This is a genomic window from Burkholderia puraquae, assembly GCF_002099195.1.
GTDB lineage: Bacteria > Pseudomonadota > Gammaproteobacteria > Burkholderiales > Burkholderiaceae > Burkholderia > Burkholderia puraquae.
Genome location: NZ_NBYX01000008.1, coordinates 238,990 through 254,013, shown reverse-complemented (window position 1 = coordinate 254,013; position 15,024 = coordinate 238,990). Strand labels below are relative to the sequence as shown.

Annotated in this window: 12 protein-coding genes; 9 read left to right on the top strand and 3 right to left on the bottom strand. The window is 65.7% G+C overall.

Going from position 1 to position 15,024, the window contains the following annotated elements; all coding sequences use genetic code 11:
- Window positions 1-365 precede the first annotated feature (365 nt).
- Window positions 366-1,856, bottom strand: coding sequence for an L-asparagine permease (gene ansP, locus B7G54_RS18100; protein ID WP_085040303.1), 1,491 nt, complete (start codon window positions 1,854-1,856; stop codon window positions 366-368).
- Window positions 1,857-2,319: 463 nt separating this feature from the next.
- On the opposite strand from ansP, the gene B7G54_RS18095 reads away from it, so the two are divergent.
- The 7 genes from B7G54_RS18095 to tssF all read left to right on the top strand — a co-directional run bounded on the left by B7G54_RS18095 (window position 2,320) and on the right by tssF (window position 8,647).
- Window positions 2,320-3,126 carry a transporter substrate-binding domain-containing protein gene (locus B7G54_RS18095; RefSeq protein ID WP_085040302.1) on the top strand — a complete coding sequence of 269 codons (807 nt, stop codon included), beginning with the start codon at window positions 2,320-2,322 and terminating at the stop codon, window positions 3,124-3,126.
- An 89-nt stretch (window positions 3,127-3,215) separates the two neighbouring features.
- Window positions 3,216-3,902 carry an amino acid ABC transporter permease gene (locus tag B7G54_RS18090; RefSeq protein ID WP_085040301.1) on the top strand — a complete coding sequence of 229 codons (687 nt, stop codon included), beginning with the start codon at window positions 3,216-3,218 and terminating at the stop codon, window positions 3,900-3,902.
- A complete protein-coding gene (locus B7G54_RS18085; protein ID WP_085040300.1) occupies window positions 3,899-4,549 on the top strand; it encodes an amino acid ABC transporter permease in 651 nt (216 codons plus the stop codon). The genes B7G54_RS18090 and B7G54_RS18085 overlap by 4 nt, the downstream gene beginning before the upstream one ends.
- A complete protein-coding gene (locus B7G54_RS18080) occupies window positions 4,536-5,285 on the top strand; it encodes an amino acid ABC transporter ATP-binding protein (RefSeq protein ID WP_085040299.1) in 750 nt (249 codons plus the stop codon). The genes B7G54_RS18085 and B7G54_RS18080 overlap by 14 nt, the downstream gene beginning before the upstream one ends.
- A gap of 101 nt (window positions 5,286-5,386) precedes the next feature.
- The gene (locus B7G54_RS18075) at window positions 5,387-5,707 is read left to right on the top strand and encodes a GNAT family N-acetyltransferase (protein ID WP_244289370.1); all 321 of its coding nucleotides are present in this window, start codon (window positions 5,387-5,389) and stop codon (window positions 5,705-5,707) included.
- A 276-nt stretch (window positions 5,708-5,983) separates the two neighbouring features.
- Window positions 5,984-6,397 carry a DoxX family protein gene (locus B7G54_RS18070; protein ID WP_085040298.1) on the top strand — a complete coding sequence of 138 codons (414 nt, stop codon included), beginning with the start codon at window positions 5,984-5,986 and terminating at the stop codon, window positions 6,395-6,397.
- A gap of 387 nt (window positions 6,398-6,784) precedes the next feature.
- Window positions 6,785-8,647, top strand: a complete 1,863-nt coding sequence (gene tssF / locus B7G54_RS18065) for a type VI secretion system baseplate subunit TssF (RefSeq protein ID WP_085040297.1) — start codon at window positions 6,785-6,787, stop codon at window positions 8,645-8,647.
- A gap of 54 nt (window positions 8,648-8,701) precedes the next feature.
- Here the strand turns inward: tssF and B7G54_RS18060 are convergent, their stop codons facing one another.
- A complete protein-coding gene (locus B7G54_RS18060) occupies window positions 8,702-10,129 on the bottom strand; it encodes a hypothetical protein (protein WP_244289369.1) in 1,428 nt (475 codons plus the stop codon).
- Between the two features lie 5 nt (window positions 10,130-10,134).
- Window positions 10,135-10,395 (bottom strand): PAAR domain-containing protein, encoded by a 261-nt coding sequence (locus tag B7G54_RS18055; protein WP_011350302.1) that lies wholly within the window; start codon window positions 10,393-10,395, stop codon window positions 10,135-10,137.
- Window positions 10,396-10,813: 418 nt separating this feature from the next.
- On the opposite strand from B7G54_RS18055, the gene B7G54_RS18050 reads away from it, so the two are divergent.
- Window positions 10,814-13,768, top strand: coding sequence for a type VI secretion system Vgr family protein (locus B7G54_RS18050; protein ID WP_085040295.1), 2,955 nt, complete (start codon window positions 10,814-10,816; stop codon window positions 13,766-13,768).
- A complete protein-coding gene (locus tag B7G54_RS18045; RefSeq protein WP_085040294.1) occupies window positions 13,755-15,005 on the top strand; it encodes a hypothetical protein in 1,251 nt (416 codons plus the stop codon). The genes B7G54_RS18050 and B7G54_RS18045 overlap by 14 nt, the downstream gene beginning before the upstream one ends.
- Window positions 15,006-15,024 lie beyond the last annotated feature (19 nt).

The window sequence follows — 15,024 nt, the reverse complement described above, 5'->3', positions numbered from 1 at the left end:
CGCGTACGTTGCCGAAGGGCGGCCGGGATTTGCAAAAAATCCGCCGCACCTCGGCCTGACCTATCGATTGATTTGTTAAAGCGGGTGTTTCTGCCCTCCACCTCGCGGCAATCTACCCGACCCTTTCCAATTGCAAGTCGACTGCGTCTGGCCGCCGCCGAACTTCAGGCACAGCGTTGGCTGTTCGGCCAGCAACACGTGAGCTGCGTGCACGGATCGCCAGCGCATAGATCATCTCGGCGCGCGCAGGGCGACGCCACGCTGAACTGCCTGGATCACGCAATCGATCGCCGCGCGCACTTTCGTGAAGTCGACCGCAACCGCAGCGGTCACCTTCGTTGCTCCGGATTCCGTACCATGCCGTATTACTTTTCGTCCTTTTCGAGCACGTTTTGTGTGAGCGTGACCGACGGAATCGTCGGTTTTAGCAACACACGACGTGCGCGGCCGCTCACCCAACGCCAACCGATGACAAGCAGCAGTGCGACGATTGGAATCGATGCCACGGTGCAGGTTCCATTTGGATAGTCGAACGCCATCAGCACCAGCACGCCGAGCAGGAACAGCAGCGTGAGCCACGACGTGACCGGTGCTCCAGGCATCTTGAACGGCACGTCGTCCACGTCACCGCGGTTGACGGCCGCGCGGAACTTCATCTGGCAGACGATGATGAAACCCCACGTGCTGATGATGCCAAGCGACGCAATGTTGAGCACGATCTCGAACACGCTCGACGGCACGAGATAATTGAGCAGCACGCCAACCACGTAGATCGCGACCGTCACGAGAATGCCGACATAGGGCACCGACTGTGCGCTCATCCGCGACAGTGCCGCGGGCGCGGAGCCGCCCATCGCGAGCGAGCGCAGCACGCGCCCGGTCGAATACAGCCCCGAGTTGAGGCTCGACAGCGCGGCCGTCAACACCACGAGGTTCATCACCGAGCCGATGCCCGGCACGCCGAGCGCGCCGAAGAACGTCACGAACGGGCTCTGGCCCGCCTTGTACGCGCTCCACGGCAACAGGCAGACGAGCAGAACTACCGACGCGACATAGAAAATCGCGATGCGCCAGATCACGTTGTTGATCGCGCGCGGCAGCACCTTGCGCGCGTCCTTGCACTCGCCGGCGGCCGTGCCGACCAGTTCGACGCCCGCGAACGCGAACACCACGCCTTGCACCAGCACCAGCGCCGGCATCAGTCCGTGCGGAAAGAACCCGCCGTTGTCGGTGATCAGATGCATGCCGGTGTCATGGCCGGCGACCGGCATGCCCGTGCCGAGGATCGCCGCACCGACCACGAGAAACAGCACGATCGCGGCGACCTTGACCAGCGCGAACCAGAACTCCATCTCGGCGAACCATTTCACGCCGATCAGGTTCATCGTCGCGACGATGCAGAGCGCGACAAGCGCGAAGATCCACTGCGGCACACCCGCGAACGGTGCCCAGTAATGCATGTAGAGCGCGACGGCGGTGATGTCGACGATGCCAGTCATTGCCCAGTTCAGGAAGTACATCCAGCCTGCGACGAACGACGCCTTCTCGCCGAGGAATTCGCGCGCATACGACACGAAGCTGCCGCTGCTGGGGCGATGCATCACGAGCTCGCCGAGCGCGCGCAGGATCAGGAACGAAAACACGCCGCACACCAGATAGACGATCGCGAGCGACGGGCCGGCTGCCTGCAGCCGTGCGCCGGCCCCGAGAAACAGCCCGGTGCCGATGGCCCCGCCAATCGCGATCATCTGCACCTGTCGATTGCCGAGGGTCTTGTGATAGCCGGCTTCGTGCGATTCGAGCCAGCTGCGTTTGTCGGTTTCGCCGGTTGTCGACGGTTCGGGAATCGATGCCATGACTGTATCCTCGCGCACGGATGGGATTGGATTCATCCCGATCGCGAGACGATCGGGACCAGCTGTACCGGCGGACGAGGGCGCGGAATCAAGCGCGCTCATCGTGATTGCGATTCGCCGGGCGTGGCGAACGGCACGGTACGTCACGAACGTATTCAGCCGTAATTCCGGTCACAAACGGAATGCAAATTTCGACTGGGCCTGTTCGAATCCGTGCATAGGGGGCCCGGCGGCAGGTGAACCAGTCAGTTAATTTGGTGCGCTGACGCTCGCTGCGAGGGCAACCGCTGCCGTCGCTGCCGGTTCATGCACCGAAATGAGGAATGCTGTTCGACAGAACTTCCGGCCAGTGTCGATGCGGCAAGCGCCGCATGGGGCGTGGCCCGGTTCTTGCTGGAGTCGTGTCGGGCCGCGCAACGGTTGCGCGCGCCCCCGACGACATACCAGACAAGGAAGATTCACCGTGAGCCCGACGACCCGACCGTTCCCCCGACGCACCTGGCTGGCTGCGCTGATCGCCGCGCCCGTGATCGCGCTGTTCGCCGCCGCGCCGGCGCATGCCGATGCGCTCGACACCATCGCGAAAAACGGCGCGCTGCGCGTCGCGGTGCCCGAGGACTATCCGCCGTTCGGCTCGGTCGGCACGGACATGCAGCCGCAGGGTTACGACATCGACATGGCCGCACTGCTTGCGAAATCGCTCGGCGTGAAGCTGAAGCTCGTGCCGGTGAACAGCGCGAACCGGATTCCGTACCTGACGACCAACAAGGTCGACATGGTGATCTCGTCGCTCGGCAAGACGCCGGAGCGCGAGAAGGTCATCGATTTCTCGACCGCCTACGCGCCGTATTTCCAGGGCGTGTTCGGGCCGTCCGACGTGAAGGTGAGCACCCCCGCCGATCTGACCGGCAAGACGGTCGGCGCCACGCGCGGCGCGCTCGAGGAGATCGCGCTGTCGCAGCTCGCACCGAACGCGACGATCAAGCGCTTCGAGGACAACAACGCGACGATCCAGGCGTTCCTGTCGGGACAAGTGCAGTTGATCGCCGCCGGCAATATCGTCGCGGCGGCGATTCTCGCGAAGAATCCGCCGCGCCGGCCCGAGGTCAAGTTCGTGATCAAGAATTCGCCGTGCTTCGTCGGCGTCAACAAGAACGAACCGCGCCTGCTCGCGAAGATCGACGACACGATCGCACATGCGAAGCAGGACGGCACGCTGGGCACGATGTCGAAGAAGTGGCTCGGCCAGCCGCTGCCGGCCGGACTGTGACGCAGCGCAGTGTCGCCTGACGCGCCGTCGCGGCCGGCATGCCCGGCGCGGCGGGCGTCGTTGTCCGAACCCGAATCCATCCACTTCCCATGAGCTATCAGCTTCAATTCGGCGAGCTCGCCGATTACACCGGCGTGTTCGCGAGCGGCGCGGCGATCACGCTCGCGCTGACCGCGGTCGCGACCGTGCTCGGCGTCGCGCTCGGCGTGCTCGGCGCGGCCGCGTACAGCGCCGATGCGCGCGCGGCCGTGCGGTTGCGCCCGCTGATCGGCACATACGTCGAGGCGATTCGCAATACGCCATTCGTTGTCCAGCTGTTCTTCATCTTCTTCGGCCTGCCGGCGCTCGGCGTGCACATCGGCGAGTACACGGCCGCGGTTCTCGCGATGACGCTCAATCTCGGCGCGTACTCCGTCGAGATCGTCCGCGCGGGCGTCGCCGCCGTGCCGAAAGGGCATCTGGAAGCGGCTTCCGCGCTTGCGATGTCGCGCGCGCAGATGCTGCGCTACGTCGTGCTGCCGCAGGCGCTTGCCAAGGTGTTTCCGGCGCTGTCGAGCCAGATCGTAATCACGATGCTCGGTTCGGCGGTCGTGTCGCAGATCTCGGTGGCCGATCTGACCTATGCGGCAGGCTACATTCAGTCGCGCAACTTCCGCGCGTTCGAGACGTATTTCGTGATCTCGCTCGCGTACCTGGCGATGGCGCTGCTGCTGCGCGCGACGCTCGGCTCGATGGGGCGGCGCCTGTTCTCGCGCCGCGTGCGAGGTGCGCGATGACCGACTTCACGTTCGGGCAGATTCTCGCGAACCTGCTGCTGGCCGCGCGCTGGACGATCGTGCTGTCGATCGTGTCGTTCCTGTCCGGCGGTGTCGTCGGACTCGGGCTGCTCGTGATGCGCGTATCGAATTCGGCCGTGCTGCGCGGCTGCGCGAAGCTCTATATCGAGGTGTTCCAGGGCACGCCGCTGCTGATGCAGCTGTTCATCGTGTTCTTCGGCCTGCCGCTCGTCGGGGTCGACGTGCCTCCGTGGGTCGCGGCCACCGCGGGCCTCACATTCTTCACCAGTGCGTATCTCGCCGAAATCTGGCGCGGCTGCGTCGAGGCCGTGCCGAAAGGGCAGTGGGAGGCGTCGGCGAGCCTGGCGATGAGCTACGTCGAGCAGTTGCGTCACGTGATCCTGCCGCAGGCGGCGCGCATCGCCGTCGCGCCGACCGTCGGCTTCGGCGTGCAGGCCGTGAAGGATACGGCGCTGGTGTCGATCATCGGCTTCACCGAGCTGACGAAGGCCGGCATCGCGATCTCGAACGCGACGTTCCGGCCGTTCGTCGTGTACGGGCTCGTCGCGCTGATCTATTTCGCACTCTGTTATCCGCTTACCCGTTACGCGCGCACGTTGCAAAGGAGATGGCATGCCGCTCGTTGAAACCCGTGGTCTCGAAAAGAACTTCGGCACCCATCATGTGCTCAAGGGCATCGATTTCTCCGTCGAGCGCGGGCAGGTCGTATCGATCATCGGCCGCAGCGGCTCGGGCAAAAGTACGCTGCTGCGCACGCTCAACGGGCTCGAGAGCATCGACGCCGGCACGATCTCGATCGACGGCGAACGCGTCGATGCACGGCATGCGAACCTGCGTGCGCTGCGGCTCAAGGTCGGGATGGTGTTCCAGCAATACAACCTGTTTCCGCATCTGAGCGCCGGGCAAAACGTGATGCTCGCGCAGTCCGTCGTGAAGAACGTGCATCGCCAGCAGGCGCGTGCGATCGCGGAACTGATGCTCGAGCGTGTCGGCCTCGGCGACAGGTTCGACGCGTTTCCGGAACAGCTGTCGGGCGGCCAGCAGCAGCGTGTTGCCATCGCGCGTGCGCTCGCGATGAAGCCGAGCGTGCTGCTGTGCGACGAAATCACGTCGGCGCTCGATCCCGAGCTCGTCGGCGAGGTGCTGGGCGTCGTCGAGCAGCTCGCGCGCGAGGACATGACGCTGATCATGGTCACGCACGAGATGAACTTCGCGCGTGCGGTGAGCGACAGGATCGTATTCATGCACCAGGGACGGGTGTGGGAGAGCGGCACGGCGGAAGACATCTTCGAGCGGCCGCAGACGGTGGAGCTGACGCGGTTCCTCGGCAGCATCCGGAATACGGAAGCCGTGGCGCGCTGACCCGTGATGCCGGCGGGGTGCTGACATCGCCGCCGGATCGTCGACAATCCCCGGCGTATGCACCGCGTCCGCGCGTGCCGAGCTGCGCGGGAGAGCCTTCGATGTCCGCAATATCCATCAGATCCGCCAGCCTCGACGATGCGCAGGCAATCGCCGATTTTCATGTCATGGTCTGGCGGCATACCTGTCGTGATCTCGCACCCGCGCAGGCGCGTGCCGTCCTCGACGAACACGATCGCGGCAGGAAATGGCGCAAAAGGCTCGCGTCGAGCGACGGCGGCCAACGGGTGCTCGTTGCGGAAGCCGGCGGCAGGATCGTCGGCATCGGCGCGGCCGGCGCACCGTCGGAGCCGATCTTCGGCGGCCGCGGCGGGATCAAGCTCCTGTATGTCGATCCCGAATTCAAGCATCGCAGAGTTTGATCACGGCGTTGATGTCTTCAATTGTCCACTTGTACGAGATAGCGAATCATGTTTTGACGGATTGATGATTCTTGGCGAGACAGTAGACTGCACCCGTGCTTCGCCAGAACCGATCCGGAGCGCACCAGGAACGGTGCGACCAGATGGATTCTTCGGCGGCGGGCCAGCCGGCTTGCTGTCCGATCGTGCGAGGAGTGGTTCGCTGCCGATCTGGCGCGCCGATTCGGCGTGTATCGGCACCGGACGCATCAAACCGTCAATTCAAGGGTGATTGCTATGCGTTACGTTTCGCTGGAGTCGAAGAAGGACGAGCTGCTGCTGGCGGCTCGCGTGCTGCTGATGATCCTGTTCGTGCTGTTCGGCTGGCAGAAGCTGAGCGGCTTCTCGGGCACGGTCGCGTACATGGCGTCGACGGGGAACCCGGCGCCCGAGCTGGCAGCCGCGATCGCGGTGGCGGTCGAGCTGGCCGGCGGCCTGCTGATTGCGATCGGCTTCTATACGCGGCCGCTCGCACTGGTGTTCGCTGCCTATACGCTCGCGACCGCGCTGATCGGCCATCGCTACTGGACGCTGCAGGGGATGGAGCAATACATGGCGATGATCAACTTCTACAAGAACGTGAGCATCATCGGCGGGTTGCTGTTGCTCGCACTGATCGGGCCGGGGCGGTATTCGCTCGACCGGAAGTAAGGCGGGGCGGAGTTACCGTTCCGGTTCAGGAGCCCGGCGCATGGAGAGTGCGCCGGGCTTTGTTTTTGCTGGTGGGGCGTGACGTGTGGCGCTCGCACGGGGTGCTTGCTGCGCGGGCACTGCGTTGCCAAATGAACCGGTTGCGGACATGATTGCACGTTCATGGTGACGCTGTTCACGCCGCGTTGGCCGGCGTGCTTTCGCATCGCGTTTCAATGTCTCGCGCGTGTCCTGCACCGGCACCCGGAGGTTTCCGGTGGCGCGCAAGGGGCTGCAGGGCAGACGCAATGCTGCGTTCGATGCGCGTCGGCACCGGCCGGGCCCGCGTCCGCAGCGTCTCGCAGATCTCGTCTGCTTCAGGGCATTGCCGACGGAGAACGACGACGTATGAGTCCGGAAGACCTGCTGTCCTATTACGAACGGGAACTCACCTTCCTGCGGCAGTACGTGCGTGAATTCGCCGCGCACTATCCGAAGATCGCAAGCCGGCTGTCGCTGACCGGCGGGATGGACAGCGGCAGCATGGACCTTCACGTCGAACGTCTGGTCGAGTCGTTTGCGTTAATGGCGGCACGTACGGCCCGCAGCATCGATGACGACTACCCGCAGTTTACCGAGGCATTGCTCGAGACGCTGTACCCGCACTACCTGCGTGCATTTCCGTCATGTTCGATCGCGCACTTCGAGATGGACAGCGGCCGGGCGGCACAGATGTCGGCCGCCGTTACCGTGCCGCGCGGTACGCAGTTGTACAGCCGGCCGCTGCACGGATCCAAGATATTGTTCCGGACTACGTATGATGTCACGCTTTCGCCGCTGCAACTGACGGCAGCACAGTTCCACTCCATCGCCGACGTGCCGCTCACGTTGCGCCTGCCTGCCGGTGCGACGGCGCTGATCTCGATGACGTTTGCGATTCAATCCGCCCACCTGTCGATTGCCGAGCTGAATGTGGGTTCGGTCCGGCTCTATACGCAGGGCACGCCTGTCTTCACCGCGATGCTTCGCGACGCGCTGTCGATGAAGGCGCTGCGCGCTTATGTCGAGCCGGAGCACGGTGGCCGGTGGATCGAACTCGACGGTACGCCTTGCGCCGCGGCAGGCATGGATCGCGCAGACAGTCTCGTCCCGTATCCCGAGTCGGCGGCCCCGGCCTACCTGCTGCTGACGGAGTTTTTTGCGTACCCGGAAAAATTCGGCTTCTTCGACTGCGATCTGCGCCAGGCCGGCCGGCTGGGCGGCAGGCAGTTCAGCATGCACATCGTGTTGAAGGACATGCCGGCCGAATCCGCGGCCGCGCAGGCGCTGGCGGTGCTCGACGCGAGTCACCTGGTGCTTGGCTGCACGCCGGTCGTCAACCTGTTCGAGGCGGTGGGCAAACTGGGTGAGCGATCGAGCACGTCGGACGCTGCCGACGCATACGCGCTGGAGGCCGACGAACAGAGCGCCCATGCGTGCACGATCTATTCGGTCGATTCGGTTGCGCAGGTGGAAGCGTCGCCGCAAGGCAACCAGGCCGTGGCCGTCGATCCGTTGCACTCGCTGCGCCATGGGCGGCATGCGGGGGCGGCGGCACTCTACTGGCAAGCCGGCCTCGATCGCGGGGCGACGCCGGGCCGTCCCGGCGAGGACGTGACGCTGACGTTCGTGAGCGGCGATTTCGCGCGCCGGCCGCCGCCGGCGGCGCTCGACATCCGGCTCACGTGCAGCAATGGAGATCTGCCCGAGCGGCTAGGCCATGGTTCGCCGATGGGCGACCTGATGATGGAGGGCGGCAGCCTTGCGCGACGGGTTGCGTTGCTGCACCGGCCGACCCGCCCGCTGTATCCCCGGCACGAACGCGGTGCGCAGTGGCGGCTGATTTCGCAACTGTCGCTCAATGCCGTGTCGCTGACGGGCGGCGCGGCCACTGTTCGGGACTTGCTTGCGCTGCACGATCTGCAACGGTCGGCCCCGTCGGTCCGGCTGATCGACGGCGTGGTGAAACTGACGCAGAAGGCGGTGACGGCGTGGGTGACCGAGCGAAACTTCGCGGGCATCGTCCGCGGGATCGAGCTTCACCTGACTGTCGACGAAGAGGCGTTCGTCGGCACGGGCACCGGCATTCATGCATTTGCGCAGGTCATGGACAGGCTGCTGCGCCTGCACGTGACGACCAGCAGTTTCACCCAGCTGATCGTCTTTTCCAGCCGCACCGGCGACGTGTTGTTGCGTTGCCCGCGCTGCGCCGGCAATGGATTCCTGACTTGAGCCTACCGGCGTGCCGTCGCCGGTACCGCCACGCATGACGAAAGCCGACTGCCCTTATGCGGGCGGCGAACCGCCGTTCGCTCCGGGCGCGACGGGATGGCTGACGACGACCGCGCCGCGCATCAGCGGGTCGCTGATCGAAACCGCCAGTGTCGGCCGTTGTGCGTCGACTGCGTGAGCGCCGGCCGCGGCGATCAGGCCGAGCGCCAGCGCGCCGCCGCCATCGCCGTTCGCGATGCCCAGGTGCCGGCAACGCAACCGGATGTCGGGGTCGTCGGGCCACATGCGCTGGGCTGCATCGCCGATCTCCGCGCGACGGCTGCTGCGCTGGTCCGCGTCGCTCACGAGTGCACAGCCGGCCATGGCCGGTTCGGCATCTGTCATTCGAGCGACCGCTTGTCGAAGCAGTCCGGCAACCGTATCGCCGTCGGGTTGTCCGGTCGACGCGGGCTGTTCGGCGGTCGCGAGCCGATGAATCCGGGGCGTGTCCGGCGTGCCCGCCGCCATCGGCAGCGCGAGCAGGAGCGCGCACGCGCCTTCGCCGAGCACCTGGCCGTCGGGGCGGTTGTGCGCAAAGAGCCGGCCGGCATGGTCGAGCGCGTTCACCGTCGGCTGGCTCAACATCGAGTCGCACGCCAGCACGAGATGCCGGGCCGTCGCGTGTGTCCGATGAAGCTCGACGTTCAGTGCATCGAGCGCTGTGAATGCATCGACCGGTTGCGCAACGAAAGTGATCCGTGCCGGCTCGACGGCCGGCCGCCAGTGACCGCGCTCGAGGTGCCGGTCGAGCCAGGCCGCGAGTGCCGGGGCATCGGCGCGCCAGCGCTCGGGCAGCAGAAGGTGCAGTGCGAATGGAAGTACCGTGCCCCGCGACGCTTCGCCGGGCGGCGTGACAGGGGTAGTGGCATGGCGTTCCATCAGCTCGTCGATCGCTTCGGCTGCCAGCAGCATCGCGCGGCGCTGCTCGTCGTTTTCGCTCTGCAAGACGTCGAGCGCGAGCATGCCGTCATTGGGGTCGTCGCGCCAGATCGACGCGGCGGCAGCCGCGAACACCTTGGTACCGTCAAGCCGCTGCAGCGTCGGATGCAGCCCGACGACCTGACCGTCGCGGGCAAGCGCGAGCACGTCCTCGACATGCATACCCGCCGGCAGGCGCAGGCTTGCATCCAGCAGCGCCATCGTCCACATGAGCGACGGATCGTTGTCGGTCGCTGCGGCTGGCGCGCCGGCAGCTTGCGGCCCGGGCTTCGGTGCCGAGCCGGGTGCCGGAGCGAAACCCTTGCGGATACTGGCTACCGCAATGACGAGCAAAAGCGGCACGCCGACGCCGGCCATGAACAGCTCCTTGACGCTCGGCACATGGTCGGTCGCTTTCCAGTACGCGGCGGCCAACAGCCAGACCGCGACGAACGCGACGGCCACCCGGGTGGCCGCGCGAACCGGCGATCGCCCGCCCGGGCGGGCGGCCGGAGAGTCGGGCACCGTGCTCATTCGCTGCCGGTATTCGACTGGCTGGCAATCAGGATCGCGCCACACTTCGTCTTGTGGCCATCCCGGGCGACGGCGCGACTCTCGATAATCGCGGTGTCGTCACCTTCGTCGATGTAATTGACGCCGTGAAGCGGGCAGGTAACCGTGTCGTTGCGACGGGCAATTCCCTTGCCGTCGATTTTGGCGATACCTGACGCACTGGTTACGACGCCGCCATGACTGTGCTTGTCCCCGAGAACGATAAACGGGCGTGTCATATAGAGGCCTCCTGCTATTTTGAATGTGCCGCTTCGAGCGATCGGTATTTAATTCGCGGCCTTCGGCGACCGAAGGATGAATATCGGTAATTAATGCCGCTCAACGGCCGCCACCACCGCCGATTATGTCCGGCGCACGCCGGATCGCAGGCAAAAATCAAATCAGGGTTGGTGTGCCATTCTATCCGAGTTCCAATCCCCGGTTGGCACTTGCTATCAAGCTGATGATATTCTAATGGCCAAGGCGCCATAAATTAGGGTTATATCAATTGGCGCAGAATGATTTTACATTTTTGTGTCATTTTAAAAACGAATGCCGGGCCGGCTTCATTGGTATTCGTCATCGGGCTTTCGAGAGGGCAGTTTTTTGCGCCGCGGCGCATTTAATAGAAAAACGTAACAGGTGAGAGAGACCCGCATGGATGTTAACTCGCAACTGCCGTCTCTATTCAATGCTTTGAATCGCCTTCACGTACTCGACGGGCCGGGTTCGATCTCGTCCTTGCAGATCGAACGCTGGAGCGGTCGCGAAGCGCTTTCGGAGATCTATCGCTGGAACGTCTATGCGCTCGCCACCGATCCCGGGCTCGATCTCGATGCGATGGTCGGGCAGCGCGTCACCATCACCACCACGCTGGCGAACGGATCGGCCACGACCCGCAGCGGCCTCGTGGCCGAAGCTGGATGCGTCGGCTATGACGGCACGCTGGCCCGCTACCACCTGCAACTGGTGCCATGGCTAGAGGCGCTCGCGCACGGCCGCGATCAGCGCACGTTCGTGAACCGGACGGTCGCCGAGGTGCTCGACACCGTATTCGCTACCTATCGCGGTACCGCCCGCTGGCGTTTCACCGCCGATGCCAATCAGCGTATCGATGCGCTTGGGCCGTGCGAATACCGCGTGCAGTACCGGACTCACACGCACCTCGACTTCGTCCGCCACGTGCTGGCGGAAGCTGGTCTAGGCTTCTGCTTTGTAGAGGACGAGGACGCCCCGGCGGGCCATACGCTGCTCGTCTTCGACGACAGCGCGCAGCTTCCCGAGGACGACACCTCCCGGCGGCTCGGCGGCCTGCCGCTTCGCCTGAACGGCATGGCGGTCGGCACGGGCGACGTGATTCTGGGCATGGGCCAGGTCGTCTCGCTGACGGCCGACCGGGTGACGCTGATCAGCAGCGACTATCGCGGCAACCAGTCGGTGACGGCGACTGCGAGCGTGGTCAATCCGGACGGCTATCGCGAGCTGTACGACGACGTCGGGCCCGAAGCGTTCACGACGCTGCGCGCAGCCGAGTTCACGGCGCGCCGGCAGGCCGATGCGATCCTGTCCGAGGCGCGCTGCTGGGCGGGCTGCAGCACGCTGCATACGGCGCGGGCCGGCCGCGCGCTGCGCGTCGCGAACCCGCCGTGGCGGCAGGTGCGCGGTTCGGCGGAAACGCCCGACATCTTTCTCGTCACCGAAGTGATGCACGTCGGTATCAACAACCTGCCGCGCACCGTGATGGAGGCGCTGCAGCAGACGCTCGGCACGCTGCCGCCGGACGATCTCGATCCGCGCGTGCTGAAGGAGGCGGGTATCGGCGGTTACGCGAACCGTTTCACTAGTGTGCCGCGCGAGCAGGTCTGGCGGCCCACCCTCGAGGACGGGACGGGCCAGCGGCTGAATCCGGTGCCGACGGCGCTGGGCGCGCAATCCGCGATCGTGGTCGGCCCGCAGGGCGAGTCGCAGCCGGGCGCCGCCGGCCCGGTTCATACGGACGCGCAGGGCCGGTTGAAGCTGCGCTACCACTGGCAGGCGGACGGCGACACCGGGGTGTTCGCGACGCGCGCGATGCAGCGACTGGCCGGCGACGGCCATGGCTTGCAGCAGACGCAGCGGATCGGCCACGAAGTACTGGTGCAGTTCATGAATGGTCTCGTGCATCGGCCGGTGATCCTCGGCGGCTTGTTCAATGGCCGTGGCGAGGGCGGCGAATCACCGACGCCGGGCGGTGAGACGGGCCGACCGCTCGACGAGTCGATCTACGCAAAGGCGGCCGATCATGCGCCGAGCGCGCAGGGCAATCAGGTTGGCGGTTACAGCCCGGCGTGGCACGGCGGCGGTGCGGGCGCGCAGCGGCACAACCACGCGGGCGCGCTGTCCGGTTTCAAGAGCCAGGGATTCGACGCGCAGGGCCACAATCAGTTGGTGACGGACGACAGCGATGGCATGGGGCGCCTGCAGATGGCGACGACGCACGCCGCAACTCAACTCAACCTCGGTCACCTGCGTCACCAGGCAGACAACTATCTCGGCAGTTTTCGCGGCCAGGGCGCCGAGCTGCGTTCCGATGCCTATGGCGCCGTGCGCGCGACGCGCGGTGTCCTGATCTCGAGCTATGCGCCGGATCCGGCGCAACCCGCCGGCGACGTCGCCGCGCTGAAGTCGTTGCTGGCGCAACAGTTGGCGTTGGCGCGCACCTTCGACAAGGCGGCCGACACGCACCGCACGTTGCCGCTTGCCGCACAGCGCGGCGTGCGCAAGGCGGGCCAGTCGTCGCTCGACGGCGAGGCGGCACCGCTCGACGCGCTGTCGCGCAGCCTGGCGACCACGGTGAGCGCGAAAGGGTTCGAGCAGGCCACGGCCGACGCCGCGCAACGCGGCACCGGCAACGCGCTGCCGCATACCGGCGACGCGTTGCTTGGCATCGCCGCTCGCGGCGGTCAGGGGCTGTTCGCAGGCCAGGCGCTGCAGTGGGCCGCCGGCGAGACGCTGACGGTCGGCAGCGGCGGCGATACCAACCTGGCGGTCGGCCGGTCGCTGCGGGTTCACAGTGGCCAGGGCATCGGCTGGCTGGCGGGCGCGAACGGGACGGGCGCGGCAAACGAGGCCGGCCTCAGCCTGATTGCGGGCAAGGACAACCTCGACCTGCAGGCGCAGCATGGCACGCTGGCCCTGCGCGCGAAGGACGACCTGACGGTCGCCGCGACGAAGAGCGACGTCGAACTGGCCGCCGGGCAGGCACTGCGGCTTGCCGTGAGCGGCGGCGCGTCGCTGCTGATCGAAGGCGGCAACGTCACGTTCGAGTGCCCGGGCAACCTGACGGTGCACGCGGCCGACCATCAGTTCCAGGGGCCGACCGACCTGGACAAGGCGAAGGGCGCGTGGGGCGATCACGGGCTCTACAACGAGTATTACTGGCTGCGCGACGCGCAGACGGGCGGCGCGGTGAAGGGGCTGCCTTACCGGATGGTCAGCACGAATGGCGATGCGCTGGCTGCGCGCAGCAGCGCCGGCGACGGGCGGACGGCGACCTATTCGACCAAGGCCGCGGCGAAACCGATCCGGGTCGAATACACCGGCAACGAGGACATCGATCATGGCTGGAGCTGACACGGTCGCCGTCCCGAAGGTGCTGACCCAGACCGACAGCACGCCGATGGCGCAACAGGACGGCCATCCGGTCGAGGTCGAATTGGTCAGGCTCGTGGAATACACGGTCAATATCCGTTCGTTTCACCCGAACAAGAAGTTCGAGCGGCTGGGTTTCCGCTTTCACGGCGACACGCGCGGCTTTTCGCTGGAGGAGAGCTTTCACCCGAGCTACCTGGCTCGCCAGACCGGCAAGGTGACGTCACGCGTATGGCAGCTGTATTCGTGCAACCTGGCGGCGGGCAGCAAGGACAAGTTCCAGGAGCGGCTGAGGCGCTCGAAGTACGCCGGATCCAATACGTCGTCGGGGCCATGGTGGGCCTCCGACGGCCCGGAGCCCTATACGGAGAAGAAATATCAGCCCGATGGAACCGCCGATGCGAACGCCTTCGAGCAGGGGCACGCGGGGGAACAGATTGCCGAAGTGACGTCGTGGTACGGGGGCAAGAATTTTGCGTTCCTGGGGTCGCGGCTGGACTGGAACACGCTTCACACCACCGTCGTTCCCACGCTCGATACGCGTGGGCATCTGTGGATCAGGGTCGAGCGCGTGCGCCGCTGGATGGACATCTGCATGCTCGTCTATGGCGACGGGTTCCCCAACTGCGAATCGTTCATCGAGGACCCCGCGGGCAACAAGCTGTTCCTCGGTACCCACGTGCGGATCGGCACGCCCGCCACCCATCTCGCCGGAGACAACAAGCGCATCATGTTTGCCAACGTATTGCGGGTGGAACTGACGCTCGACGGCAACTTCGGATCGAAACTGTGGATCTTCACGCAGGCGCTCGGCGGTACGCCCGACCGGCGCGACGACTACCCGGCGATCCGCGACATCAAGACCGCGCCGGGCACGCCGACGCGCCACATGAGCGACCCGGATCCGTCGGGGTGGTCCGGCGTGCCGGGCGACGGGCCGCCCGTCATCCTGCCGGGCATGGACGTCGTCGCGTGGCCGGCCGATCCGCTCGGCAAGATCGGCGACGGCGCGAGCGGCGGGCTTGGCAAGCCCTTGCATATTTCCGCATACGAGGAGGTGGGTGCCGTCTGGCAACGTCTGCAGGACAGCTTCAAGCGACCGCCGGCCACCCGTGACACGACCGTTCAGGCCTGGAATGACTACCACCTTCATCGAAATCCCAACGAGGGCCGCGCGCCCGATAGCGAAGACCTGGATCCCAAGCTATGGAAGAAGTAGTGCCACCGCCGTCGTCGGG